Annotated in this window: 23 protein-coding genes; 13 read left to right on the forward strand and 10 right to left on the reverse strand. The window is 56.3% G+C overall.

Going from position 1 to position 23,271, the window contains the following annotated elements:
* The coding region (locus tag PHC90_01160; GenBank protein ID MDD3844947.1) for a hypothetical protein at window positions 1-655 on the forward strand (655 nt) is incomplete at its 5' end.
* A gap of 17 nt (window positions 656-672) precedes the next feature.
* Here the strand turns inward: PHC90_01160 and PHC90_01165 are convergent.
* The 10 genes from PHC90_01165 to PHC90_01210 all read right to left on the reverse strand — a co-directional run bounded on the left by PHC90_01165 (window position 673) and on the right by PHC90_01210 (window position 12,608).
* Entirely contained in the window at window positions 673-1,086 is a 414-nt protein-coding gene (locus tag PHC90_01165) for a protease inhibitor I42 family protein (protein ID MDD3844948.1), read from the reverse strand.
* Window positions 1,087-1,088: 2 nt separating this feature from the next.
* Window positions 1,089-1,865, reverse strand: a complete 777-nt coding sequence (locus PHC90_01170) for a cytochrome c3 family protein (protein ID MDD3844949.1) — start codon at window positions 1,863-1,865, stop codon at window positions 1,089-1,091.
* A gap of 294 nt (window positions 1,866-2,159) precedes the next feature.
* Complete coding sequence (locus PHC90_01175) at window positions 2,160-3,740, reverse strand: benzoate-CoA ligase family protein (GenBank protein ID MDD3844950.1); 1,581 nt, start codon at window positions 3,738-3,740, stop codon at window positions 2,160-2,162.
* A gap of 55 nt (window positions 3,741-3,795) precedes the next feature.
* Complete coding sequence (locus tag PHC90_01180) at window positions 3,796-4,965, reverse strand: SpoIIE family protein phosphatase (protein ID MDD3844951.1); 1,170 nt, start codon at window positions 4,963-4,965, stop codon at window positions 3,796-3,798.
* On the reverse strand, window positions 4,946-6,682 hold the full coding sequence (locus tag PHC90_01185) for a [Fe-Fe] hydrogenase large subunit C-terminal domain-containing protein (GenBank protein ID MDD3844952.1): 1,737 nt from the start codon (window positions 6,680-6,682) through the stop codon (window positions 4,946-4,948). The genes PHC90_01180 and PHC90_01185 overlap by 20 nt, the downstream gene beginning before the upstream one ends.
* The gene (locus PHC90_01190; protein ID MDD3844953.1) at window positions 6,675-8,699 is read right to left on the reverse strand and encodes an NADH-dependent [FeFe] hydrogenase, group A6; all 2,025 of its coding nucleotides are present in this window, start codon (window positions 8,697-8,699) and stop codon (window positions 6,675-6,677) included. Before PHC90_01190 ends, PHC90_01185 begins: the two co-directional genes overlap by 8 nt.
* A 3-nt stretch (window positions 8,700-8,702) precedes the next feature.
* Window positions 8,703-10,595, reverse strand: coding sequence for an NADH-ubiquinone oxidoreductase-F iron-sulfur binding region domain-containing protein (locus PHC90_01195; GenBank protein MDD3844954.1), 1,893 nt, complete (start codon window positions 10,593-10,595; stop codon window positions 8,703-8,705).
* On the reverse strand, window positions 10,570-11,076 hold the full coding sequence (gene nuoE / locus PHC90_01200) for an NADH-quinone oxidoreductase subunit NuoE (protein MDD3844955.1): 507 nt from the start codon (window positions 11,074-11,076) through the stop codon (window positions 10,570-10,572). The genes PHC90_01195 and nuoE overlap by 26 nt, the downstream gene beginning before the upstream one ends.
* Before the next feature lie 15 nt (window positions 11,077-11,091).
* On the reverse strand, window positions 11,092-11,763 hold the full coding sequence (locus PHC90_01205) for a redox-sensing transcriptional repressor Rex (GenBank protein ID MDD3844956.1): 672 nt from the start codon (window positions 11,761-11,763) through the stop codon (window positions 11,092-11,094).
* Between the two features lie 530 nt (window positions 11,764-12,293).
* On the reverse strand, window positions 12,294-12,608 hold the full coding sequence (locus PHC90_01210) for a hypothetical protein (GenBank protein ID MDD3844957.1): 315 nt from the start codon (window positions 12,606-12,608) through the stop codon (window positions 12,294-12,296).
* 177 nt (window positions 12,609-12,785) lie between these two features.
* Between PHC90_01210 and PHC90_01215 the strand changes: the two genes are divergently transcribed.
* From PHC90_01215 to PHC90_01270, 12 genes are all read left to right on the forward strand, one after another.
* The gene (locus PHC90_01215; protein MDD3844958.1) at window positions 12,786-14,345 is read left to right on the forward strand and encodes a sigma 54-interacting transcriptional regulator; all 1,560 of its coding nucleotides are present in this window, start codon (window positions 12,786-12,788) and stop codon (window positions 14,343-14,345) included.
* A gap of 220 nt (window positions 14,346-14,565) precedes the next feature.
* Entirely contained in the window at window positions 14,566-14,925 is a 360-nt protein-coding gene (locus PHC90_01220; GenBank protein MDD3844959.1) for a DRTGG domain-containing protein, read from the forward strand.
* A gap of 12 nt (window positions 14,926-14,937) precedes the next feature.
* Window positions 14,938-15,405 (forward strand): ATP-binding protein, encoded by a 468-nt coding sequence (locus PHC90_01225; protein MDD3844960.1) that lies wholly within the window; start codon window positions 14,938-14,940, stop codon window positions 15,403-15,405.
* Complete coding sequence (locus tag PHC90_01230) at window positions 15,402-16,760, forward strand: [Fe-Fe] hydrogenase large subunit C-terminal domain-containing protein (GenBank protein MDD3844961.1); 1,359 nt, start codon at window positions 15,402-15,404, stop codon at window positions 16,758-16,760. Before PHC90_01225 ends, PHC90_01230 begins: the two co-directional genes overlap by 4 nt.
* A gap of 80 nt (window positions 16,761-16,840) precedes the next feature.
* Complete coding sequence (locus tag PHC90_01235) at window positions 16,841-17,182, forward strand: hypothetical protein (protein MDD3844962.1); 342 nt, start codon at window positions 16,841-16,843, stop codon at window positions 17,180-17,182.
* A 7-nt stretch (window positions 17,183-17,189) separates the two neighbouring features.
* Window positions 17,190-17,927 carry a PHP domain-containing protein gene (locus tag PHC90_01240; GenBank protein ID MDD3844963.1) on the forward strand — a complete coding sequence of 246 codons (738 nt, stop codon included), beginning with the start codon at window positions 17,190-17,192 and terminating at the stop codon, window positions 17,925-17,927.
* Between the two features lie 15 nt (window positions 17,928-17,942).
* On the forward strand, window positions 17,943-18,473 hold the full coding sequence (locus PHC90_01245; GenBank protein ID MDD3844964.1) for an ATP-binding protein: 531 nt from the start codon (window positions 17,943-17,945) through the stop codon (window positions 18,471-18,473).
* A 38-nt stretch (window positions 18,474-18,511) separates the two neighbouring features.
* The gene (locus tag PHC90_01250) at window positions 18,512-18,862 is read left to right on the forward strand and encodes a (2Fe-2S) ferredoxin domain-containing protein (protein ID MDD3844965.1); all 351 of its coding nucleotides are present in this window, start codon (window positions 18,512-18,514) and stop codon (window positions 18,860-18,862) included.
* Between the two features lie 20 nt (window positions 18,863-18,882).
* A complete protein-coding gene (locus PHC90_01255) occupies window positions 18,883-19,341 on the forward strand; it encodes an NAD(P)H-dependent oxidoreductase subunit E (GenBank protein ID MDD3844966.1) in 459 nt (152 codons plus the stop codon).
* Window positions 19,338-20,918 carry an NADH-quinone oxidoreductase subunit NuoF gene (gene nuoF, locus PHC90_01260; GenBank protein ID MDD3844967.1) on the forward strand — a complete coding sequence of 527 codons (1,581 nt, stop codon included), beginning with the start codon at window positions 19,338-19,340 and terminating at the stop codon, window positions 20,916-20,918. The genes PHC90_01255 and nuoF overlap by 4 nt, the downstream gene beginning before the upstream one ends.
* A gap of 46 nt (window positions 20,919-20,964) precedes the next feature.
* Window positions 20,965-22,725 carry an NADH-dependent [FeFe] hydrogenase, group A6 gene (locus tag PHC90_01265; GenBank protein MDD3844968.1) on the forward strand — a complete coding sequence of 587 codons (1,761 nt, stop codon included), beginning with the start codon at window positions 20,965-20,967 and terminating at the stop codon, window positions 22,723-22,725.
* Between the two features lie 36 nt (window positions 22,726-22,761).
* Window positions 22,762-23,259, forward strand: coding sequence for an NAD(P)H-dependent oxidoreductase subunit E (locus tag PHC90_01270; protein MDD3844969.1), 498 nt, complete (start codon window positions 22,762-22,764; stop codon window positions 23,257-23,259).
* The last annotated feature ends 12 nt before the right edge of the window (window positions 23,260-23,271 follow it).

Raw genomic sequence — 23,271 nt, forward strand, 5'->3', positions numbered from 1 at the left:
CCCCTATCTTATACCACTGCGGACGGTCATGGCAACAACAAAAAAACAGGCCCGCCGCGACGATGGCGATACGATCCCGAGGGTGTATTGCAATGTTCTTGTCCGAATGCTATATTCGGTACTTGACGTTCTGCGCAGGGATTTTTCTCCAGGAGGCGCCATGAAGATCTTCGACGTAGTCCGCATCCTTACTGTTGCCTGCCTTCTCCTCACCCAGTCTGGTTGCGGCGGCTCGGGAGAGGAAGGACCGGCATCCGCCGGCTCAAAGGCGGAGCCTCAGTCCCGTCAGGCAAAAGCCGGAGCCTTTACGGTTCCCGAGGAAGGCACACCGGGTCAAAGGGTCAAGGAGCTCTGGGAGTCGACGGGCCCCGTGATGAAGATGGACGCACGGGCAAACCTTGACGACAAGGAGTATCAGGACAGGAGGACATCCCTTTTTTCCGTCTGGGTAACGCTGCAGGGAAAGCTTTTCCTGGCTGCGGATAAGGACGAAAGGGCGCAGCGCACCATCCCCGAGGTCTTGAAGTTTATCGACAATCTCTATGGTTTCCCTGGGTTCAAAGAGGAACGCCGGGTGAAGGACCGCGAGACGGCAAAGAGCAATTTCGATGAACGATACAGCAAACTGGACGAACAGATGCGGGCCTTGAAATGAGCGTCACAGAAAGGTCCTTACTCCACCGCCACCGTAAATCTCACCGTCCGCGCTGGTTCGGCGCCCTTTTCCCATGGGCGAAGGTAATGGAAGGTCAGCTTTTCCGTTCCCGGTGATTCGGCCTTAAAGGTCAGGCGCTGCTTGCCGCCGGCCCCGGGAAGATTCGTCCGGGGCGCTATATAATCGGTGCCCGTGAGTGTTACGACGCGGCCCGCGGCCTGTTTCTCCTTCCGCCAGGTGTATCCTGTTGTCGCATTCGATTCGAGGATTATGGAAAAAGTCTCCCCCGGGGTCACCCGTATCGTTTGTGAAGGGTCGCTGAATTCCATGTTCCTCTCCGAAACGATACCTGCCGGTTTCTCATTCTGGGCGCATGCGATGCCGCAAAGGGCGATGGAGACAGCAAGGACCAAAGAGAGCGCTCTCGTCATGGTCACTTCTTTTCAGTTGTTTTGCGGGAAACGTCACCAGACGTCTGTCCCCCCGCTTTCGCGCCCGTCGAAGTTTCCCCGAAGGGTATCTTCATCTGGAAATTCTTGTGGCACTCGAGGCAGTAGGTCTTCGACGCCGCATGCGCTTTATGGCATACGGTGCAATTGATGGTGCCGAGATGGGACTTGTGGGGATTCCTGTCGGGAAAATCCCCGGGCTCCGTTTTCCCGGCAAGCTTTTCCATGTCTCCGTGGCAGCCAAGGCAGCGGTCGTTCTCGACGGAGTCACCCGGCTCGGGCAATTTTTCATGGCAGCCGGAACAGGTCACATTTTTTTTGCCGTGATGGGCGTCGAGATATTTGGAGGCGGTCCAGGAGGCAAAGACCTTTTTCATCTCATCCATGTTTTCCCGTGAAAGAACGCCGACAGGTTTTTTGGCTCCTCTTACACCGAAGGATTTGCCCGGCCGCCAGGTGTGACACACAAGACAGTCAAGTTCATTGCCCGGCTGCATGTGAGAGAGGTGAAGTTTTGCGGAATAAGGTTTCGGTTTTGCCTTGTTCCCGGTGTCGGAAGCATGGCAGGACGTGCATGCCTTGAGGTCCTTTCCTGCAACGCGGGGATGCTTCGCCGGCAGGAGCGACGAGAAGTCACCGTGGCAGCTCGAACAGGATTGCTGCCTGGAGCCGGCGGTTTTGGTGGGTCCCGCATCTGCGACAGCGTGCAGTGATATGATCAATGCGGAGATGATCAACGCCTTCAAGAACGATCCTGCCATGTTTCAGTCCTCCCGCGTGCGTTATGATGGGGAAGGGGGCCAGGGATCCTGAAACCCCCGCATTGGCCTTCCCGGGATGGCACAGCCTTCCTTCGCCGCGTTGCCCCGTTGCTCTGTTATATCAATGATGGCAACCGGTTGTATATCTATACCGCGGGCATCGTTCTTATTCAAGTTTAAACTTTCCTTGGCGTGAAGTGCAGAGTGTAAGGTATAAGGTGTAATAAAAACCCTTCCTGCCAGATAAAGCAGGAAGGGTTTTTCACTTTTTACCTGAAATCTGAAACCGTTCTCCTACCTCAGCCGGAATCGCTGGATCTTGCCGGTTGCGCTCTTCGGGAGTTCGTCGACGAATTCGATCCAACGGGGATATTTGAATTTTGCCTGCCTGTCGAGGACCCATTTCTTCAGTTCTTCCTTCAGTTCCTCGGTCTTCTCGTACCCTTCCCTCACCATGACGAAGGCCTTGGGTTTGACGAGGCCCTTCGCATCGGGTGCGCCGACGACGGCGCATTCGAAAACAGCCGGGTGCTGGCTCAGGCAGTTCTCCACTTCGATGGGAGAGACCCAGATACCGCCGACCTTGAGCATGTCGTCAGCGCGGCCGGCACACCAGTAGTAGCCTTCTTCGTCGACGTAGTATTTGTCACCCGTGTTGACCCATTCACCCTGCATCGTGACCCGCGTCTTCTCGCGCTTGCGCCAGTACTGCTGGGCGGCACTGTCGCCCTTGACGTGCAGCGTCCCTATCTCTCCCCTGGGGACTTCCTGACCGCTCTCGTCGACGAGTCTCAGTTCGTAGCCGGGCACGGGTTTTCCCGTGGACCCCGGCTTGATGTCGCCGGGGCGGTTGGAGAGGAATATGTGAAGCATCTCCGTGGACCCGATGCCGTCGATGATCTCGATGCCGAAGCGTTTTTTCCAGCGCTCGAAGATGTCCGTGGGCAGAGCCTCGCCGGCGGAAACGCATACCCGCACCGATGACAGCTCATGCTGGCTGTTGGGGTTAATCTTCTTGGTCCCCTTTTCCTTGTCCTCCCTGGCCTTGTACTCAAGCATCTGCCCGTAGAGGGTCGGCACGCCGAAGAAAATGGTGGGACGGAACTTCTCGAGATGTTTGAATACGTTCTCCGGTGAAGGCGCGTGAGCATTGAGGACAGCCGAGGCACCTACGGACATGGGGAAATACATGCCGTTGCCGAGACCGTAGGAGAAAAAGAGCCGCGCCGCCGAAAAGACGATGTCGTCCTCTGTTATGTTGAGGACACCCTTGGCGAAGGACTCGGAGGTGACCACCATGTCGTACTGGGAGTGTATGGCCCCCTTGGGCGAACCCGTTGAGCCGGAACTATAGAGCCAGAAGCCGACGTCGTCCTTCGTGGTGAACTCCGTTTTTACCGTATTGGGAGCATGGCGGTATTTCTGCTTGAAGGGGATGTGTGCACCTCGGGTTTCGGATATCACGATGAGGTCGCGAAGGTAGAGAAGGTCGCCCTTGATCTTTGCAAGGATGGGCAGGAGCTGTTCGGAAACGACGAGCACCTTTGCCCGGCTGTCGTTGAGGTAGTACTCGTAATCCTCGGGTGTCAGCATGGTGTTGACGGGGATGGGGACGGCGCCGATCTTCATGGCGCCCCAGAAAACGGCATAGAACTGGGGTACGTCCAGCATGATCATCAAGATCCGGTCGTCTACTGTTACGCCGACCTCGCGGAAAGCGTTGGCGGTCTTATTGGCCATTTTCTGCATGTCGTTGTAAGTGTAGTTCCGGTATTCCGTGTACACGGCCGTTTTATGGCCCCGTCCCTGGCGGACGTTGCGATCCACGAAATAATCGGCTGCGTTGAAAAAGTCAAGTGGTGTTCCAGCTGTCATGTTTTCTCCTTCTGTTATATGGGGGAGGGCGGTGTGCCGCCCGTTTCGCGCCCCGCTACAAATATATGATATTCACCAGTTTCCCCATGGACTTCAGCTTCTCCGCGAGGAGCCTGACGATAAAATCTCTCGGGTATACACCCATCTGTCTGAAGACTATATGTTCGTGTCCCGGATTTGCTGCCGTTCCAACGAGGAAGTTGATCGTGTCAGAGGCGTGGAAGAACCTGTAGAGATCTGAAACTGATGAATCAGGCTCGAGTTTCTCGGGTGCCTCTCCCAGGATGTTGTACACCTGGTTTAGGGTGATCGCACCCTCCGTGGCATAGTCTATACCCTTTATATCATAAGATGGCGGTTTATGATAGGCGTTTGACATGTTTTTGATCTCAATGGGCACGCCGAGATTGCGGGCGACTATCTCGGCTGTGGACGATCCGCAGACGATTTTCGTTCCCTTCATTTGCATGAATTCCCCGACAACCCTGCCATCGTCAGATTTCCGGGCGGGCGGTCCCGTCAGGACGTTGAGGACCTGCGCCTCGCGGCAGAGCAGGAGGCTGCACGTGGTGTCATCCCCGTAGGTCGCCCCCGAAATGTCCCGCACATTGGCAACGATCCTCCCTGGTATGTCTCTTATCTGCGTACCCTGGACGAGGAGGCTGTTTATGAAGTCGCAGGCTCCCTGAATACCCCAGCCCATCCGGTATTGCTGGCCGAGACCGGCCTGGCTGACACCGTCGCTGACCATCACTATGCTATCGCCGTACTCGAGCATGCAGTTGACCTCTCCCACCATCTCGAGACCCATGGGAAAGACGCGCTGCTTCGGCAGGTATGCGGCCAGCCGGTTGTTGATGAGTATGGGAGAGGGGATCTCGTAGGACATGACCGTGGCGTGGCCGCTTACGAGCACGCGACATACGGAGAAAGCGGCGAAGGGAATGTCCGTCGTGCGCGCCGCGTGCATGGTATCGACGATCTTGCGGCATGTCTCGCGCAGGGTGAAACCGAGGCGGATGAGTTCCATGAGCCGTGACGCGCACATGACGGCTGCGACCCGGGCCTTGACGCCTGTACCGATGCCGTCGGCCACGACAACCGTGGTTGCCTCGGCCGTGCGTTCAGTGACTATGTAGTCGCCGCATATCCCGCCGGGCTTCTTCGCTACCTGGGCGTTTGATGCCTCGATGTATTTTCTCGGTTCATCGGGGATTGTTTTCATCGCCCTCGCTCAGACTCATCAGCTTTCTCACCAGTTCCTCGCCGCGGGCGGTGCTTTCGCCCAGGAACTGGGCAATGTTCTGGGCCATTTTTATCTGGTGTTCCAGAAGTTCGTTCGCCTGTTCCACGGTTTGAGAACGGATCTCCTTGAGCTTCTTCTCATGTTCCTGCTGGCTCGTTATGTTGATGAAGATACCGACGATCTGCCTCTCCTCCTTGAGCATGTAGAAGAGCTCGCGGCACAGAAGATTATAGGGACGGTGCAGGACGGTGATGTCCAGGGTCTCCGTGACGCCCGATATGAGCTTTTCAAAGGGGGCCGGGTCCATAAGATAGGATATGTGCCTTCCCAGGATGACGTCGCTGCAGGAAAAGAACTTCTTGAATGCGGGGTTCATGCCGAGGATGTTCAGTTCGTCGTCGAGCATGAGCACGCCGTTGGGCGTGGTGCTGAAGATCTGGTCCGTGCGCCTTTCCGCAAGCCGCCTCATGTAGGGGATGCACATCTCCGGTTCCGCCATGCCGAGCGCGACGGCGATGGCCTTTTCCCGACAGCTGTCATAGCCGCAGGCGCCGCAGTTGAGCTGTTGCTCTGGATCCTGTTTCCCGGTCTGGGCGAGGATCTTCTGTATCTGCTCCTCGGTGACGCTGTCGGGGGAACTGCCGCTGTCGGCCTTACTGAATGTCGCCTTGAAGAGCTCCGCGTCCGCGGCCTCGGGCGTGACCGAGATGGCTTGCGTCTCCGTGTTGTATTCGATGATGTCGCGCCTGCGGTCGAAGAGGTTCTTGCCGGGGTCTATGCCGGGGCCGTTGATACAGCCCTGGCTGCAGAAAAGAGGTTCGATGATGGCATGTTCCGAGTTTTCCTCAATCCCGTTCAGAAGCTCCCGTACCCCCTGGATGCTGTCGACGCGCAGGAGCTTGAGATTGAGCCCGTCATCGCTGAGGCCCGCTGTCTTGATGAGGCCGCCCGGAAGGGGGTAGAGCTGTGCCTCGTGGACGGGTTTTTCGTCAAAATTACTCTCCTCGCACATGGACAGGTCGATGCCCTTCTGAAGGAGCCAGGCGTTGAGTTCCTTGAATGTGAGCACGCAGTCCACCACGCCGGCGACCTCGGGCCGGTTCAGCTCCGATTTCTTGGCAACGCAGGGGCCGATGAAGATCACCTTTGTCTCCTTGCCGAGCTTTTCCTTGAGAAGGCGTGCATGGGCGGCCATGGGGGATAAGAGGGGCATGAGGTAGTCCACCAGTTGCGGCTGGTATTTCTCGATGTAGTTTATCAAGGCAGGGCAGGCGGTTGCTATGTGGGGCCGTGCCGGGTTTTCTTCCGCGATACGCCGGGATTGGAGCGATATCTGGTATGCCCCGTGGGATGTCTGCCCCACGTAGCGGATGCCGAGGGCCCTCAGGGCCGAGGGAAGCCGCGAATACTGCCACTTGTTGAAGACTGCGGCAAAGGACGGGGCGATGCTGGCCGCGACAAAATGCCCTTCATCGATAAGGCGCCGGGCCACATCGATATCGTTGCGGAATGTCTTCGCCTGCTGGGGGCATTCCCGTATGCAGGTGCCGCAGGCAATGCAGCGCTGTTCATCTACGTACGCCTGGCCGTTCTGCATGCGGATCGCTTTGACGGGACAGGCGCGCAGGCACCTGTAGCAGTCCCTGCATCGGGCGGTCAAAGTGAAGACGATCTGCGGTTTTGCTATCTCATGCATTCTGTCTTACCTCTTCGGCGAGGTCCACCCCCTCGCGCTTGATAGCCTCTATGGCTTTTTCTATTGTGCAGCCTTCAATGATCCTGCTCCCTACCCTTATTGTGGGCCCTTTGTCACATTTTTCAAAGCAGAAAGACGCTTTTACGTTCACTCTGGCGCCAAGGCCCCTCAAGCGTATGTGCTCAAGGATATCGTGGAGGAGCTTCTGGGAGCCCCTGAGGAAACAGCTCGTGCCGAAGCAGATGCTGACGTCCACGCTTTTCTCGCCGCCGAAGCTTAGATTCACGTCCTCGTCGAAGATGCGCTTGCGCGTGCGATAGCTGGTGTGGAGGAGTTCATGGGCTTTGTGGCCGCCCACGTCACCGAGGAAGGTGCCATAGAGTTCCGTGATATAGGGGTTGTCCTGGGACTTGTGGAGCTCCAGCATCCGGTCGTTCTCGTAGAGGCCTCTTGTCCTCTTTTTCCTGACCCCGGGATCGGTGAACACGGGCTGGCCCGCGCCGCCTATGCAGCCGCCGGGGCATGCCATGACCTCGACAAGGTCGTAGTGCGTCTCGCCGGAGCGTATCCTCTCGAGGACGCGCCTCGCGTTGCCGAGACCGCTCACGACGGCGAGGGAGAATTCCTTGCCCGCAACGGAGAGCTTTGCTTCGCGGATGCCCTCATCGCCACGGACGGACGTGAACTCGTAGGTGTCGTGTTTCTGTCCCGTCAACTTCTCGCTGACATAGCGCAGAACCGCCTCGCTGACACCGCCGGAATTGCCGAATATCACCCCGGCCCCTGTCTTGAAGCCGAAGGGCATGTGGAAAGATTCCGGTCCAAGCTCCTTGAAGTGGAGGCCGGCCTCCTCGATCATCCTTCCCAGTTCCTGGGTGGTGAGGACCTGGTCCACGTCCCGCACACCGTCGCTGACGAACTCCGGTCTTTTCGCCTCGAATTTCTTGGCTGTGCAGGGCATGATGGATACGACGACGATGTCCTCGCGTTTGACATCAAGCTCACTGGAAAGCATCTCCTTGGCGAGGGCGCCGAACATCTGCTGGGGCGAGCGGCAGCTCGAGAGGTGATTGAGGAACTCCGGGTAGTACTGTTCGACGAACTTGACCCATGCCGGGCAGCACGATGTGAACTGGGGTATCCTGTCGCCGGCGGTGACGCGCTTTATGAATTCGTTGCTTTCTTCCAAAACCGTGAGGTCCGCGGTGAAGGAGGTGTCGTATATCTTATCGAAGCCCACGGCCTTCAATGCCGCAGCGATCTGTCCCGTTGTGGTGGTGCCGGGGGGAAGCCCGAACATCTCTCCGATGGCCACCCTGACGGCGGGCGCAACCTGGGCGACGACAACCTTCGAGGGATCATGAATGGCCTGCCAGACCTCCTCGACCTCCGACCGGGGGGTGAGGGCGCCGGTGGGGCAGATGCGGGCGCATTGGCCGCAATTGACGCACTCCACCTGGTCGAGCGCCTTTCCGAAAGAGGGTATGACCACCGTCTGGGCGCCCCTGTATGCGAAATCGATGGCGCCAACCGTCTGGACCTCGGAGCAGATGCGGACGCAGTCGCCGCAGAGGACACACTTATTGGGGTCCCTGACGAGGGATGGCGATGATTCGTCGAGGGGCATCTCCTTGAGCTGGTTCTTGAAGCGTACCTTGGTGATGCCGAGGCGCCGCGCGAGTGCCTGAAGCTGGCAGGTGGTGCTCTTCTGGCAGGTGGGGCAGTTCTGGCTGTGGTTGGCCAGCAGAAGTTCCACTATGATCTTGCGCATCTTGCGTATCTCTTCCGTATTGGTGCTCACCTTCATTTCGGGGGTAGGCGGGGTGGAACAGGCGGGGACAAGGCCCATACCCTCGACCTGCACCATGCACAGCCTGCAGGCGCCGTATATGCTCAATTCCGAGTGGTAGCAGAAGGTGGGCAGGTCGATCCTGGCCTTCCTGACAAGCTCCAGGAGGTTCTGTTCGTTCTCGATGGGAATCTCTTTATTATCTATATAGACAACGGTGCCGTTCATTGCTCAGTCTCCTTTGATCGCCTTGAATTTGCAGGCTTCCACGCAGATGTTGCATTTTCTGCATATGTTCTGGTCGATGCGGTGGGGTTTCCCTTTTTCTCCCGATATGGCGCCGACGGGACATTTGGTCGCACAGAGCGTGCAGCCCTTGCAGAGGTCTTCATCGATGGTGATCCTCACCAGGGCCTTGCATTTTCCCGTGGGACAGCGTTTGTCCCGCACGTGTGCCATGTATTCGTCGCGAAAATGTTTCAATGTCGAGAGCACGGGGTTGGGGGCTGTCTTGCCAAGCCCGCACAGCGAGCCTTTCTGGACGGCAACCGCAAGATCTTCCAGCAGATCGAGGGTCTCCATTGTCGCCCGCCCCTCGATGATGTCGTCGAGGAGGGACAGCATCTGTTTCGTGCCTTCCCTGCAGAGAACGCATTTGCCGCATGATTCGTGCTGGGTGAATTGCATGAAGAAACGCGCGACGCTGACCATGCAGGTGTTCTTGTTCATGACGACAAGCCCGCCGGAGCCGACCATGGCGCCGACGCTTTTAAGCGAATCAAAGTCGATGGGGAGGTCAAGGTGGTCGCGGGTGAGGCATCCGCCCGAAGGGCCGCCAATCTGAACGGCCTTGAAACCGTCGCTCACCGCCTTGCCCGTATCGGAGGTCATGCCGCCTGCTACACCGTAGATTATCTCCCGCAATGTTGAGCCGAAGGGCATCTCTATGAGGCCCGAATTTGCCACATGGCCCGTAAGGGCGAAGGTTTTGGTGCCCGGCGATTCCTTGGTGCCCATCTTGCGATATTCGTCGGCGCCGACGGCCAGGATGAGGGGCACCTGCGACAGGGTCTCCACGTTATTGATGACCGTCGGTTTTCCCCAGAGGCCGCTGATAGAGGGAAAGGGCGGTTTGGGCGACGGCATGCCCCTTTTCCCTTCAATGGAAGCTATGAGGGCCGTTTCCTCTCCGCAGACGAAGGCACCCGCACCTTCCATTATGTTTAGATTGAATGCCTGTTCCGATCCGAAGAGGTTCTTTCCAAGAAGGCCGACACGGTACGCGTCGTCTATGGCCTTGCGGAGGCGTTTGACCGCCAGCGGGTATTCGGCTCGCACATAGATGAACCCTTCATCGGCATTGATGGCGCGGGCGGCAATGATCATGCCTTCGATGACGCTGTGGGGATTGCCTTCCATGATGCCCATATCCATGAAGGCTCCGGGATCTCCCTCGTCACCGTTGCAGATGACATATTTCTTCGCGTTCGTTTCGCGGCGAGCCACGTCCCACTTTCTTCCCGTGGGAAAACCGCCGCCTCCCCGACCGCGCAGGCCTGCCGCAAAGATAAGCTGGCAGATCTCCTCAGGGTTCATATCGATATAGGCCCGGATCGCCTGCTTGTATCCGCCGGATGCGATATACTCGCCAATGTCCTCAGGATCGGTCGCCCCGCAGTTGGAGAGCACAAAGCGGCGCTGTGTCCGGTAAAAAGGGATCTCATCTTTGGTGCGGCACATGTTCTGCGAATCGGGTTCGACGTAGAGGAGCCTCTCCACCACGTCCCCTTTCTTGATGGTTGCTTCTATTATTTCGGCAACGTCGCCGGGCTTTACCCCTGTATAGAAGATGCCCTCCGGCAGGATGGTGACGAGCGGTCCTATCTGACAGAAACCCTGGCAGCCGGTGCGCGACACGAAGACACCCTCTTCTTCTCCCGTGAGCTCAACAATGGCGTTGAGTCCGCTTTCCTTGAGCGCCTTGACGAATCCCTCGTACACCTTAAGGGATCCATTCACCAGGCATCCCGTTCCCGCACAGACGAGGATACGGTGCGAGGCAGCCGCCGAGCGGCCAAGAAAATCGTTGCTGATCTTATTAAGCCCCGTGAGCATCAGGTTCATTTTGCGCCTCCTTGAGAACGATCTCGTCGACAATGTCCGATACCCGCTGCGGAGTAAGCTGACCATAGACATCATCGTTGACGACCATGGCCGGCGAAAGGCCGCAGGCGCCGAGACAATTGACTGTTTCCACGGTGAAGAGCATGTCAGAGGTGGAGTCTTCTCCCTCGCCAAGACCAAGCTTCTTCACGATAGCCTCATAAAGGCCCATTGAGCCTTTGACGTGGCATGCCGTCCCGTTGCATACCCTTATCACGTATTTGCCCTTGGGTTTCAGGGTAAAGAGCGAATAAAAGGTTGCCACCCCGAAGACCCGTGCGGGGGAGATCCCCAGGGATGTTGCGACGAATGTCAGTATCTCTTCCGGCAGGTAACGATATTCCGCCTGCACTGCCTGAAGAATGGGTATGAGCCTGGCGGCGTTTCGCTGGTTGTGGTCGATGATGTCGCACACACGTTCAAATTTTCGTATTGTCTCCATTGTTTCATCCCGTCCTTACGATTGAGTTTTTCTTGCCAGTGTCAGTTTTTTAGCCAGAACCACGAGAGACGAGGCGAGGTTCTCGTGCTGGACGATTATGTCGGGAGGGACGTTCACCCTCACCGGAGAGAAGTTCCAGATGGCCCGTATGCCCGCATTGACCATTTCGTTGGTGAGGTCCTGGGCCGGAGTTGCAGGGACGGTAAGGATACCGATCTTAATGCCCATGCGTTTTACCATGTTGGGAAGCTTCCCGAGATGAAAGACCTTGACGCCATGGATGGTCTGGCCGATCTTTTCCTTGTCGATATCGAAGGCGGCTATGATATTGAGGCCGTATTCCTTGAATCTCTCGAACCCGAGGAGCGCCGTCCCAAGGTGACCCACGCCGACGAGATAGGCATCTTTCGTATTATTCCACCCGAGGAATTCCTCAATTATGGAGATAAGCTCTTCGATGTCATAGCCAAGCTTCGGTTTCCCGACGGCCTCGGCGACTCCCAGGTCCTTGCGCACCTGAATGGGAAGTATGCTCAGATCGTTGCCGATCTGCGTACAGGAGATGAAGTCCCCCTTCTGCTGGCCGCGTACTTTCTTCAGGTACTGGTAGTAAAGAGGGAGCCTTCTCAACGTCGGTTCGGGGATGGGCTTTGTTGGAAGATCGTTCTTGCCCTCCACGTTTGTCATTCGTACCTCCCTTTCATTGATTAGATAATGTCATATCTATAAAAAAGTATCGATAAAAATATATCGAATAACCCTCCTCAGGTCAAGAAGTATTTTAGAAACAGCCTCTTTAAAAGGGTTGCCCCCGGGAGGCGCCGGGGGCATTTAAAAACGCATAAGGGGGGGGTGATGGTATGTTAAAGATGGCTCCTTCAGAGCCGAAGCTGCAAAATTTGTGAGTCGGGGACATGGCCTCGGGTACACCAGGTGGAATCCTTGCCGGCAGCGGTGGTTTCGTCTGCCGGTAGGGGAGGAGTGAAGTAGCGATAGCGGGAGTTCGATCGTGTGCGTGGAGAGGGCTGGGAGGTGGTCCAGATAGTCGTGGAGGCGAGAATGAGGATCAGTATGAGCGTCAGCGTATTCAGGATCAGGTCAGACATTTCTTCACGTTCCCCGACTCACATTATGGAAAGGAAAGATGAGGGATTTTCGGTGCCTCACATTTCCTGCCCTTGATAAACCGCAGTATCTGATGAATAATTCGATGGATGTCATCCGAGCACCTGCTGGTGTGCGCTTCGGCCGTTCAACTCCTTCATGAGCCACACGGTATGATCGAGGATGCCATACTTCTTGAGCGTCTCGGCAGCCATCAATCCCACTTCGCTTTCCGTGAATATCTCCTGCACGGTGTTCCACATGATGTGGAGGCTCACGTCTCCGGGAACGGCCGAATGAGTGTAGATACGCGCATCGTTGAGACCGGGTGTGCCGGTGATGCCGTGCACCAGATCCTTCAACCACTTTATCACCGACGGCTCGACATCGGGCTGTGTTCTCAGGCGTATGATCTCTATCCATTCCATCGTTTTTTCCTCTTTCGTTTAAAGCATTCTCCGTGCCACAACTTTTTCATTTGTATATTCCAATACATACAGAACAAGGACCCTGTCACTGTTAAATATGACGGAAAGTTACTGGTATATTTAACAGTTCTGGTCTATACTATCGCATACGATAGTACTACAAAGGAGAGGCAGGCGATGAACGCTGACGAGAACGAATTCTTTCGGGAGATGACCCTGAGGATATGTGGAACCCTGGACCTGGAGAATGCGCTTCATCAATGTTTTCTCTATGTATGCAACGTTATGCCCGCCGATGAACTCGATCTGTTCATCTATGACCCGGCCATCGGCACCGTGGATGTGGCGGCTTCGGCGAATGAGGCCGGGGGTATGACGAGGATGGACAAAACCCACCTGCCGCCCGAATTGCGCCAGGAGATCGAAGAGGCCTATCGCCGGCCGCGGGTCCGCGTCGCCGAAAATGTCTTTGACGATCCCATCCTCGGGAGGGTGGCCGGGAACCTCGGATGGGAAGAATGCTCAATGATGCTGGGAAGGCTGATCATCGACGGCAAGTACATAGGCGCCCTTGGCATAAGGGCGCCAGGGATTGGGCGGTTTACCGACGACCATGTCCGCCTGTGGTCCCTGGTGAACGAACCGGCCGCCATAGCCGTAGCTAACAGCCGCAGGCTCAGGGAGGTCATCGATCTGAAGGACATGCTTGCCGACGACAACCGGTACCTGAGGGATGAATTGCGGAAGAACACGGTCGAGATAGTGGGGGCCGATTTTGGCCTGAAAGGCGCCATGGAGAGCGTTAGAAAAGTGGCGCCCCTTGTCAGCCCAGTTCTTATCGTCGGCGAGACAGGGACCGGAAAGGAAGTCATCGCCAATGCCATTCACAACCTGTCCCCCCGCTATAACGCGCCTTTCGTGAAGGTCAACTGCGGGGCGATCCCGGAATCGCTCATTGACAGCGAACTTTTCGGCCATGAAAAAGGGGCTTTCACGGGTGCCGTGGCGCGCAAGAGGGGACGTTTTGAGCGCGCCCACGGCGGAACGATCTTTCTCGACGAGATCAGCGAACTCCCACCCCACGCGCAGGTGAGGCTTCTTCGGGTCCTGCAGGAAAAAGAGATAGAAAGGGTCGGCGGCACGGAACCCGTCCATGTCGACATCAGGATCATTTCAGCGACCAACCGGAACCTGGAGAAAATGGTGGAAGACGGCGGTTTTCGTGAAGACCTCTATTTCCGCATCAAGGTGTTCCCCATCGAGGTGCCCCCCCTAAGGGCGAGAAAGAACGATATACCGGCGCTGGTCCAGCACTTTGTCCGAAAAAAGAGCAGGGAGATGGTGCGTCACACCATACCCGCGCTTGCCCCCGGGGCCATCGATGCCCTCATGATGTACGACTGGCCGGGAAATGTCCGGGAGGTCGAAAACGCTGTCGAAAGGGCGCTTATCCTGTCGGACGGCAAACCTCTGAAGTTCGACGGGATCCTCGGAGTTTCAAGTATGACCCAGGGCCGGACGGCCTTCGTGCCCGAGGGCAGCGAGGGTCCTCTTGCGCTCCATGACGTGGAGGCCGACCATATAAGCCGCATATTGAAGACGGCGGGGGGGAGGATAGAAGGCCCCGGGGGTGCCGCCGAACTCCTCGGTATGAATCCCGGAACGCTCCGTCATCGCATGAGAAAACTGGGCATACCTTTCGGCAGAAAGTCCCGGGCCCAGGATGCGGGAGAGTGACAGAGCAACCGCAATTTTTATTCACTGTCCTTTTGACTTCGGAAACAAAATGCACTATACTGAACAAGCGTGTTCAGCCTCGTAATTGAACAAACAATATTTTTTAGCTGTGAAGCTTGTTGCCGTTGATCGCGAGCAAAGTTTGCCGGCTCACGGGACCGGAACACGATAATAGCATCAATACACCACCGGTCAACGCCCGGGCGATGTGAGGTCTAGCATGACATTGAAAGAGGTTCAGGAACTGCTGGAAGCGCAGATACTTTGCGGGGATGATGAGTGTCTCAAACGCGGCGTGAGGCTTTGTTTCGCCTGCGACCTTATCAGTGAGATGCTCCTTTATCTGAAGCCTCACTCGCTTCTGATCACGTCATTGACCAACGCCCACGTAATCCACGCAGCACAGGTGATGGACGCGAAGGCGATCCTCTTTGTCGGGGGCCGCAAGCCCGACGAATCCGTCGTCAGGAGCGGGGAACTGAACAAGATCCCTTTGCTCACCACGCCGCTTCTCACATTCGACTGTTGCGGCCGGCTTTACGAGAAGGGTATCAGGGGAGATCAGCACGAGCCCGGTTAGAGGAACTGACCAATGGTTGACAGCTTAACATACACCCCGCAGATAACGGTCGAATTCAAGATAGGCGAGAAAGATTTCTTTGTTGCCGGAGAGTGCGCGTCGCGGGTGAAAAAGACCCTTCAGCAGCTTGGGCTCAAACAGGATGTCATCAAGCGAATCGCTATCATTATATATGAGGCGGCAATGAATGTCGCAATCCACGCCACATCGGGGACGCTTGTCGTCCATGTCGAGCCCGATGCGATCACCATACGCACGGAAGATGTCGGGGCCGGGATCGAAGATATCGATCTTGCCATGAAGGAGGGATATTCGACGGCGACTTACGAGATTCGGGAGATGGGGTTCGGGGCGGGCATGGGCCTTTCCAACATCAATCAATGCTCTGATGACCTCAAGATCGAGTCCAAAGTGGGCGTGGGGACAACGCTGAAAGCCAAGGTGTTCTTCCAGGACCAGGGACGGCACGGGGACGAATGAATCGATACTTCCATTCCGTAACGCTTGAGACGGAAAAATGCAAGGGATGCACCAATTGTATCAAGCGGTGCCCCGTTGAGGCGATCCGTGTGCGCGACGGCAAGGCAATGATCGTTGAGGAGCGGTGCATCGATTGCGGTGAATGCATCCGCGAATGCCCGAACCACGCAAAGATAGCGGTAACGGACACCCTGGAGAAACTTTCCGAATACAAGTACAGGATCGCCCTGCCTGCGCCGTCATTTTTCGGCCAGTTCAAGGAGCAGGTCAATATCGAGGATGTGCTCGGAGCCTTCTCGGGGATCGGTTTTGACGAGGTCTTCGAGGTCGCTCTGGCCGCGGAGATCGTCGGCCACATCGTTCACGAGTTCTTGAAGGAATACAAGGGCAAACGCCCCATCTTTTCTTCCGCCTGCCCGGCGGTGCTGCGCCTCATGCAGATCAAGTACCCCGACCTTCTCGACCAGGTGGCCCCCTTCCTCACCCCTATGGAGGTGGCGGCCCGCATAGCCAAGGAACAGGCATCGCGGAGAACGGGCATTCCCTACGAAGAGATCGGGGCATTCTTCATATCGCCCTGCCCGGCCAAGGTAACGGAGATGAGAAATCCCATGACAACGAAGCACTCGGCTGTGAACGGCGTCATCGGGATCAACCTTATATATAAGGATATCATCAGGCATCTCGGCGACAGGTCGATGAAAGGCGGGTCCGACAAACTCCAGCGAGCCACGAAATTCGGCATGGCCTGGGGATATGTGACGGGAGAGTCACGGAACGTCGCCGCCGCGACCACCCTTGCCGTCGGCGGCATCCACAATGTTATCAGTCTCCTGGAGGAGATCGAAAGGGGCGAGCTTAAAGACGTCGATTTCGTCGAGCTTCAGGCGTGCACGGGCGGCTGCGTGGGAGGCCCCCTCAACATACAGAATCTCTTTGTGGGACGGATACGGCTTCGTGACCTCATAAAACGGTTCGGAACCAAGGAGGCCTATCTCACGGAGGCAGAGCTTCAGGATATCTACCTGCAGAACCGGTTTGCCGCCACAGAACCTGTTGAGCCCAGGGCCATCATGACCCTCGACGAGGATGTTTCCCGGGCGATCATGAAGATGGAGCGCCTGGACCAGATAACGGACGAGTTGCCGGGTCTCGATTGCGGTGCCTGCGGGTCACCAAGCTGCCGGGCGCTCGCTGAAGACATCATCCGCGGCATAGCCTTCGAGACGGACTGTGTTATAAAGCTCCGCGAGAAGGTGAAGATACTGGCAAAGGAGATACTCGACCTCTCCCGGATTGTTCCGCCGTCGATGAGCGACAGCTCGAAGAAGAGCGACACGGGGCAGGGGCCCTGAGTATTTCACCGGGACCGCCGGGGGGTTACTATGGACATGACATTAATATGGAGACGCAATCACACTTTAACGGGGAGGGAATGATGACCGTTCGTGAACTTGCACAGACGCTTGGCCTGGAGGTGCTCACGGGGGAGACCAATCTCGATAGGGAGGTAAGGTCGGGATATACCTCCGATCTGCTTTCCGACGTGATCGCGAATATCGGTGACGATGCGGTATGGATCACGATCCAGCGGCATGTGAACATCCTCGGGGTCGCAAAGCTCAAGGAAGTGTCCGCCATCATTATTCCGCGAAAGCTGGAACTCGATGAGGCATTCGTGGAAAAGGCGAGACAGGAGGACATAGCCGTCCTGAGGGGAAGTCCCTCGGCATTCGAGCTTTCCGCTCTCATATACAACTATCTGAAGAGAGGCTAGAACGGGCTTGCCGGATTTTGCCTGCGATCTGCATATACACTCGACCCTGTCGCCCTGCGGCAGCCTTGACATGTCGCCCAGGGTCATCGTCGACAGAGCACGGGAAGCGGGGCTCGATATCATAGCCGTTACGGACCATAACATGGCGGAGAACACACCTTACGTCAAGGAAGCGGGGGAGCACAGCGGGCTAGTCGTCCTTGCCGGCATGGAACTGCAGACCAGGGAGGAGATTCACCTTATCGCGATCTTCGACGAGTACGACACCGCATATGAACTGCAGCTCATGATCTACGACCTCTTGCCGCCGGTAGCCAACGATGTGGAGTTCTGGGGGGACCAGGTCGTCGTGGACGGCGAAGACAATATAATCCGCAGCGAGGAAAGGCTTCTTATCAATTCGGCGGGGATATCCATAGAGGATGCGACCTCCTGGATAAAGTCCCACGGGGGGATAGCCATTGCCTCCCATATCGACAGCCCGACCTTCAGCATCATAAGCCAGCTCGGTTTCATACCAGCGGACATACCCTTCGATGCCCTGGAGATACGCGACCGGGGCAAGGCCGAGAGTTTCATGCCCTTTGTCATGAGAAAGGGGTTGCCCTTTGTGACATTCTCCGATGCCCACTACCCGGGGGACATCGGCAAGAGAAGAACGGTCTTGACGCTTGACGCACCTGATTGCGGGAATATCGAAGGCGCCCTGAGGTCGCTCGGGGAGCACGGGCGCAATTGTGAATAGACGGAAATAGCCATTATGATGGAGGACATTTCATCCCATATCATGGACATAGTGATGAACTCAGTGACGGCCGGGGCAAAACACATCTCCGTCGCCGTGGAAAAGGATCCTCAGACCGCGATGCTCAGCCTCACGATCGCCGATGACGGGCTCGGGATGGACCCGGAAACGGCGCGGAAGGTGCAGGACCCCTTTTTCTCCACGAAGACGGGAAGGAAGGTGGGACTCGGGATACCCCTGCTCAAGGGCACGGCCGAAACGACGGGCGGTGGTTTTGAGCTTCGCAGCAAGAAGGGAGGGGGAACGACTATCAGGGCGACCTTCGACTCCCGGCACCCCGACCTGCCTCCATTGGGGAACGTGAGAGACACCTTTTTCGTCCTCATAGTGAGTCATCCCGCCGTCGATTTCGACCTTCGCTACTCTGTCGACGGCAAGGATTTTCAACTTGATACAGCAGACCTGAAGAAGGAACTCGATGACGTTCCGCTGAACCATCCGGAAGTCATCAGTTTCCTGAGCAAATATCTTGACGAACATCTGTGATTTTATATAGATTGTTATCACCATAAGGAGGCTGAGAGATGAACCTTGAAGAGCTGAAGAAAATAAGGGAAAAAGCACAGAAAGACGTGGAATTGAGGCAAAAACAGGCACGGGTACGAATTGTCGTCGGCATGGGGACGAGCGGCATAGCGGCCGGGGCGCGCGATGTGCTCAAGACTTTCGTTGAAGAAGTGGGGAAACGGAACCTTGCCGATGTCGTCGTTACCCAGACGGGCGAGAAGGGTCTCGCCTCACAAGAACCAATGGTGGAGGTCTTCGAAGAAGACAAGCCCGCCGTCGTATATGGCAACATGAGTCCTGAGAAGGCAAAAAGGGTGGTGGTGGAGCACGTGGTCAACGGGCACCCCGTTTCGGAATTTGCCATTTAGGCAACCAAAAGGAGGCCGGCTTGAACAGGGAAGCTATTCTCAAGAAGTTTGAACCAAACCTCAGCAACATACTTTACATCATGCACGATCTTCAAGATACCAACCCGGAGAGATATCTCGCGAAGGAAGACATCGAGGCCTGCGCGGATTATCTGGATGTTCCGTACAGTTACGTGCACAGCGTGGCGAGCTTTTACACGATGTTCAGCCTCAAGCCTCGGGGCAAGAACATCATACGCCTCTGTGAATCTCCTCCATGCCATCTCATGGGGGCGCACTCGCTTCTCGATTATCTCAAGGGTTCACTCAAAGTGGATGTAGGGGGGACGACCAAGGATGGAATATTCACGTTGGAATTGACAAGCTGCCTCGGCATTTGTGGTGTGGCGCCAGCCATGATGCTTAACGAAGAGATGTTCGGCAATCTCACACCGGAGAAGGTCGACTCCATCCTTGACAAGAGGAGAAAAGAGATATGAACCTCGTAAGAAACCACATATTGATCAGTATCGATGCAGGGACGATTCTGGCGGGTGCCAGAGCGGTCGAGAAGGCCCTGGTGGAAGAGATCAATAAACAGGGTCTTTCAGGCGAGATAGCCGTACTGGAGACAGGCAGCGTCGGGGCGACGGGCCAGGGGGTTGTCATAGTCGTCTATCCCGAAGGCATTTACTATGCGAACGTTACGCCCGAGGACACCGTCGAGCTTGTTGAAGAGCACCTTCTGAAGGGCCGTCCCGTAAAAAGGCTCATAATGACGGAGATGCCGAAACAGCACGTCATCAAAAAGGAAAAAACGGGTCTTCTCAGGGAGCAGCCCCGTATAGTCCTGCGCAACAGCGGCATCATCAACCCGGAGAACATTGAAGAATACATCGCCGAAGGCGGCTATGAGGCGCTCGAAAGGGCCTTCACCGAACTCAAGGCTGTCGGGGTCATAAAGGAAGTCAAGGACTCCGGGCTCGTGGGTAGAGGCGGCGCGGCCTTCGCGACGGCCATGAAATGGGAATTTGCCGGCAGGGCGCAGGGCGATGTGAAATATATCATCTGCAACGCCGACGAAGGCGAACCGGGAACATTCAAGGACAGGCTTATCCTTGAAGGCGATCCCCATAAGCTCATCGAGGGCATGATCCTCGCGGGATACGCGGTGGGGGCCACAAAGGGTTTTGTCTATATCCGGGGCGAATATGCCCTTTCCATTGAACGACTCGACAAGGCCATCACGCAGGCGAGGCTCTACGGACTCCTTGGCGATAATATACTGGAGAGCGGTTTCAGCTTTGATATCGAAGTCATGAAGGGCGCGGGCGCCTATGTGTGCGGCGAAGAGACGGCCCTCATAGAGTCCCTGGAAGGCAAGAGGGGCCACCCCCGCAACAAACCGCCCTACCCTGTGACGGAAGGTCTCTGGGGTAAACCCACGGTCGTGAATAACGTGGAGACCCTGGCGAACGTGCCCGAGATCATCCGCAACGGATCCGCCTGGTATCGCGGCTACGGCACAGAGAAGTGCCCCGGGACGAAGGTCTACACCATAATCGGGAACGTGGCAACGCCCGGCCTTATCGAGGCGGAAATGGGCACTACCCTTCGGGACATCATCTATGAATATGCGGGCGGCATCAAGGATGGCAAGAAATTCAAAGGTGCTCTTGTTGGCGGCGCAGCGGGTGCTTTCATGGGGCCCGAGATGCTCGATGCGAAGATGGATTTCGTGAACCTCAAGGAATATGCCGCCGTGCTCGGTTCCGGCGCCATCCTTGTCATGGACGAGGATGCCGATATCGTGGGAATGCTCCAGAGTGTTCTCCATTTCTTCCGGCACGAGTCCTGCGGCCATTGCGTGCCCTGCCGTCTCGGCACCAACCAGCTTGCCGAGATAGTCGACCGTATAGCCGAAGGGAAAGGGAAGACCGAGGATGTCGAAAGACTCGTCTCCATATCTGAAGTGATGCGTGACACGTCGTTCTGTCCCCTGGGACAGTCGCCGATCCTGCCCATAACCAGTTCGCTTAAGTATTTCAAAGACGAGGTGTACAGCAGGGTACAATAAGCCGATATGATCTGAATGGTCATCTCAGGAGGTTAGGTAAACAGCTATGGTAAAAATGACCATAAACAATATAGTTGTGGAGGTGCCCGAGGGAACCAGCATCCTGTGGGCTGCAAAGAAGGCCGGTTTTACGATTCCCACGTTGTGCCATCATCCCGATCTTACACCGGGAGGACAGTGCGGCATATGCGTCGTGGAGATAGAGGGTATACCGGGCCTGAAAAGGGCCTGCATGACCCCTGGCGCCGAAGGCTTCAAGGTGAAGACCCACACACCGAGGGTCATGGCGACACGCAGGCAGCTTGTAGAGCTTATCCTGTCCAATCATGATACGGATTGCCTGACGTGCATAAAGAACAACAACTGCGAGCTTCAGAAGCTTGCCTCCACCCTTGGCATCAATGTTCCCGATTACGGAAACACATCGCGGCAGCGGCTTCCCATCGACCGCTCCAGTGTTTCCATCGTTCGCGACCCCAACAAGTGCATACTTTGCGGGCGATGTATCGAGGTTTGCAGCAAGGTCCAGACCGTGAATGCCCTTGCCGTCAACCACAGGGGGTTCGATACGGTCATTACAACGGCCTTCGACGCCGGCCTCGGCAACAGTGTCTGCATCAATTGCGGGCAGTGTGTTGTCCATTGCCCTGTCGGGGCCCTCTACGAAAAGAGCGCCACCGATGAGGTTTGGGAAGCTCTTCACGATCCCGATAAGTTTGTTGTGGTTCAGGAGGCGCCTGCGGTCAGGGTCATGCTCGGAGAAGAATTCGGCATGCCCACGGGATCGCTGGTGAGCGGGAAGATGCACGCTGCTTTGAGAAGGCTTGGTTTCGATGCCGTGCTGGAGACGAACTTCACTGCGGACCTTACCATCATGGAAGAAGGTACGGAACTCATAAGCAGGCTGACCTCGGGTCAGAACCTGCCCCTCATCACTTCCTGCAGCCCCGGCTGGATAAAGTTCATGGAGACCTATTTTCATGACATGATCCCCCATATGTCCACGGCGAAATCGCCGCAGCAAATGTTCGGCGTCCTTGCAAAGACATACTATGCCGAGGCAAAGGGAATCGACCCGAAGAAGATAGTTTCCGTCTCCATCATGCCCTGCACCGCGAAAAAATTTGAGTGCCTGAGGCCCGAGATGAACGCGAGCGGCTACCAGGATGTCGATTACGTTCTTACAACACGGGAGATCGGCAGGATGATGCGCGAGGCCGGCCTCGATATAAAGGAAATGGCCGACGAGGCACCCGATGACCTCCTCGGCGATTACACCGGAGCGGCCACCATCTTTGGTGCCACGGGTGGTGTCATGGAGGCCGCGGTGCGAAGCGCCTACCGTCTTGTCACCGGCAAGGAGCTCGAGGACGTGGAGATAAAAGCCGTCAGGGGTCTCAAGGGGATAAAAGAGGCAGAGATAGATATTGAAGGGACGAAGGTGAAGGTTGCCGTGGCGCATAGCTGCGGCCAGGCCAGGGCGCTTCTCAACAAGGTCAAGAAACAGATAGCCAGGGATGGAAGATCGGAGTACCAGTTCATAGAGGTCATGGCCTGTCCCGGCGGATGCGTCGGCGGCGGCGGCCAGTCCTGGGGCAGCAATATGGCCAAGCGGGCCCGAAGAGGCGAGTCCCTTTATGAGGAAGATCGCAGTCTGCCGCTGAGGCGTTCCCACGAGAACCCCTCGGTCCAGGTACTGTACGAGAGATTTCTCGAGAAACCAAATTCGGAGAAGGCCCACAAACTTCTCCATACTCATTACTATAAACGGAGTACCGTGGACGGCAAGATACTGCCGCCCCAGTGAATGTGATTGTCAGGTCACTCTAAGGGAGGAAGTAAGATGTCGCAAGAAAAGCAATGCCAGTGCGCCGAGGTCCAGGAGGAAGAGCTCTACCCCCGGCTCGAAGAGGTCATTATGCAACATCGGGGCAAGGGAGAGGACCTCATTATGGTCCTGCACAAGGCGCAGAACCTGTTCGGTTATCTTCCGAGAAAGGCCCAGGAAATGGTCGCCGAAGGGCTCGACGTTTCTATTAATGAAGTTTATGGCGTTATCACTTTTTACAATTTTTTCTCTACTGTGCCCCAGGGGAGGAACAGCGTCAAGGTATGTCTCGGCACGGCATGCTACGTGAGGGGTTCCCAGGAGGTTCTGGACAAGGCCCAGAGAGAACTCGGGATCAAGGTGGGCGGTACAACGGAGGACAGGCGGTATTCCCTCGATGTTGTGCGTTGCATCGGTGCCTGCGGCCTTGCCCCGGCGATGCTGGTCAATGAAGATGTCTACGGGCGGGTCAAGCCGCCGCATCTTCTCGATATACTCGAAAAGTATGAGTAAGGAGGAAGGATA

Source organism: Syntrophorhabdaceae bacterium, assembly GCA_028698615.1.
Taxonomy (GTDB): Bacteria; Desulfobacterota; Syntrophorhabdia; order Syntrophorhabdales; family Syntrophorhabdaceae; genus Delta-02.

What these genes read in the sequence shown, in the direction of transcription:
- PHC90_01165 (MDD3844948.1), bottom strand. Translation starts at nt 1,086, where the DNA reads ATGACGAGAGCGCTCTCTTTGGTCCTTGCTGTCTCCATCGCCCTTTGC.
- PHC90_01170 (MDD3844949.1), bottom strand. Translation starts at nt 1,865, where the DNA reads ATGGCAGGATCGTTCTTGAAGGCGTTGATCATCTCCGCATTGATCATA.
- PHC90_01175 (MDD3844950.1), bottom strand. Translation starts at nt 3,740, where the DNA reads ATGACAGCTGGAACACCACTTGACTTTTTCAACGCAGCCGATTATTTC.
- PHC90_01180 (MDD3844951.1), bottom strand. Translation starts at nt 4,965, where the DNA reads ATGAAAACAATCCCCGATGAACCGAGAAAATACATCGAGGCATCAAAC.
- PHC90_01185 (MDD3844952.1), bottom strand. Translation starts at nt 6,682, where the DNA reads ATGCATGAGATAGCAAAACCGCAGATCGTCTTCACTTTGACCGCCCGA.
- PHC90_01190 (MDD3844953.1), bottom strand. Translation starts at nt 8,699, where the DNA reads ATGAACGGCACCGTTGTCTATATAGATAATAAAGAGATTCCCATCGAG.
- PHC90_01195 (MDD3844954.1), bottom strand. Translation starts at nt 10,595, where the DNA reads ATGAACCTGATGCTCACGGGGCTTAATAAGATCAGCAACGATTTTCTT.
- nuoE (MDD3844955.1), bottom strand. Translation starts at nt 11,076, where the DNA reads ATGGAGACAATACGAAAATTTGAACGTGTGTGCGACATCATCGACCAC.
- PHC90_01205 (MDD3844956.1), bottom strand. Translation starts at nt 11,763, where the DNA reads ATGACAAACGTGGAGGGCAAGAACGATCTTCCAACAAAGCCCATCCCC.
- PHC90_01210 (MDD3844957.1), bottom strand. Translation starts at nt 12,608, where the DNA reads ATGGAATGGATAGAGATCATACGCCTGAGAACACAGCCCGATGTCGAG.
- PHC90_01215 (MDD3844958.1), top strand. Translation starts at nt 12,786, where the DNA reads ATGAACGCTGACGAGAACGAATTCTTTCGGGAGATGACCCTGAGGATA.
- PHC90_01220 (MDD3844959.1), top strand. Translation starts at nt 14,566, where the DNA reads ATGACATTGAAAGAGGTTCAGGAACTGCTGGAAGCGCAGATACTTTGC.
- PHC90_01225 (MDD3844960.1), top strand. Translation starts at nt 14,938, where the DNA reads ATGGTTGACAGCTTAACATACACCCCGCAGATAACGGTCGAATTCAAG.
- PHC90_01230 (MDD3844961.1), top strand. Translation starts at nt 15,402, where the DNA reads ATGAATCGATACTTCCATTCCGTAACGCTTGAGACGGAAAAATGCAAG.
- PHC90_01235 (MDD3844962.1), top strand. Translation starts at nt 16,841, where the DNA reads ATGATGACCGTTCGTGAACTTGCACAGACGCTTGGCCTGGAGGTGCTC.
- PHC90_01245 (MDD3844964.1), top strand. Translation starts at nt 17,943, where the DNA reads ATGATGGAGGACATTTCATCCCATATCATGGACATAGTGATGAACTCA.
- PHC90_01250 (MDD3844965.1), top strand. Translation starts at nt 18,512, where the DNA reads ATGAACCTTGAAGAGCTGAAGAAAATAAGGGAAAAAGCACAGAAAGAC.
- nuoF (MDD3844967.1), top strand. Translation starts at nt 19,338, where the DNA reads ATGAACCTCGTAAGAAACCACATATTGATCAGTATCGATGCAGGGACG.
- PHC90_01265 (MDD3844968.1), top strand. Translation starts at nt 20,965, where the DNA reads ATGGTAAAAATGACCATAAACAATATAGTTGTGGAGGTGCCCGAGGGA.
- PHC90_01270 (MDD3844969.1), top strand. Translation starts at nt 22,762, where the DNA reads ATGTCGCAAGAAAAGCAATGCCAGTGCGCCGAGGTCCAGGAGGAAGAG.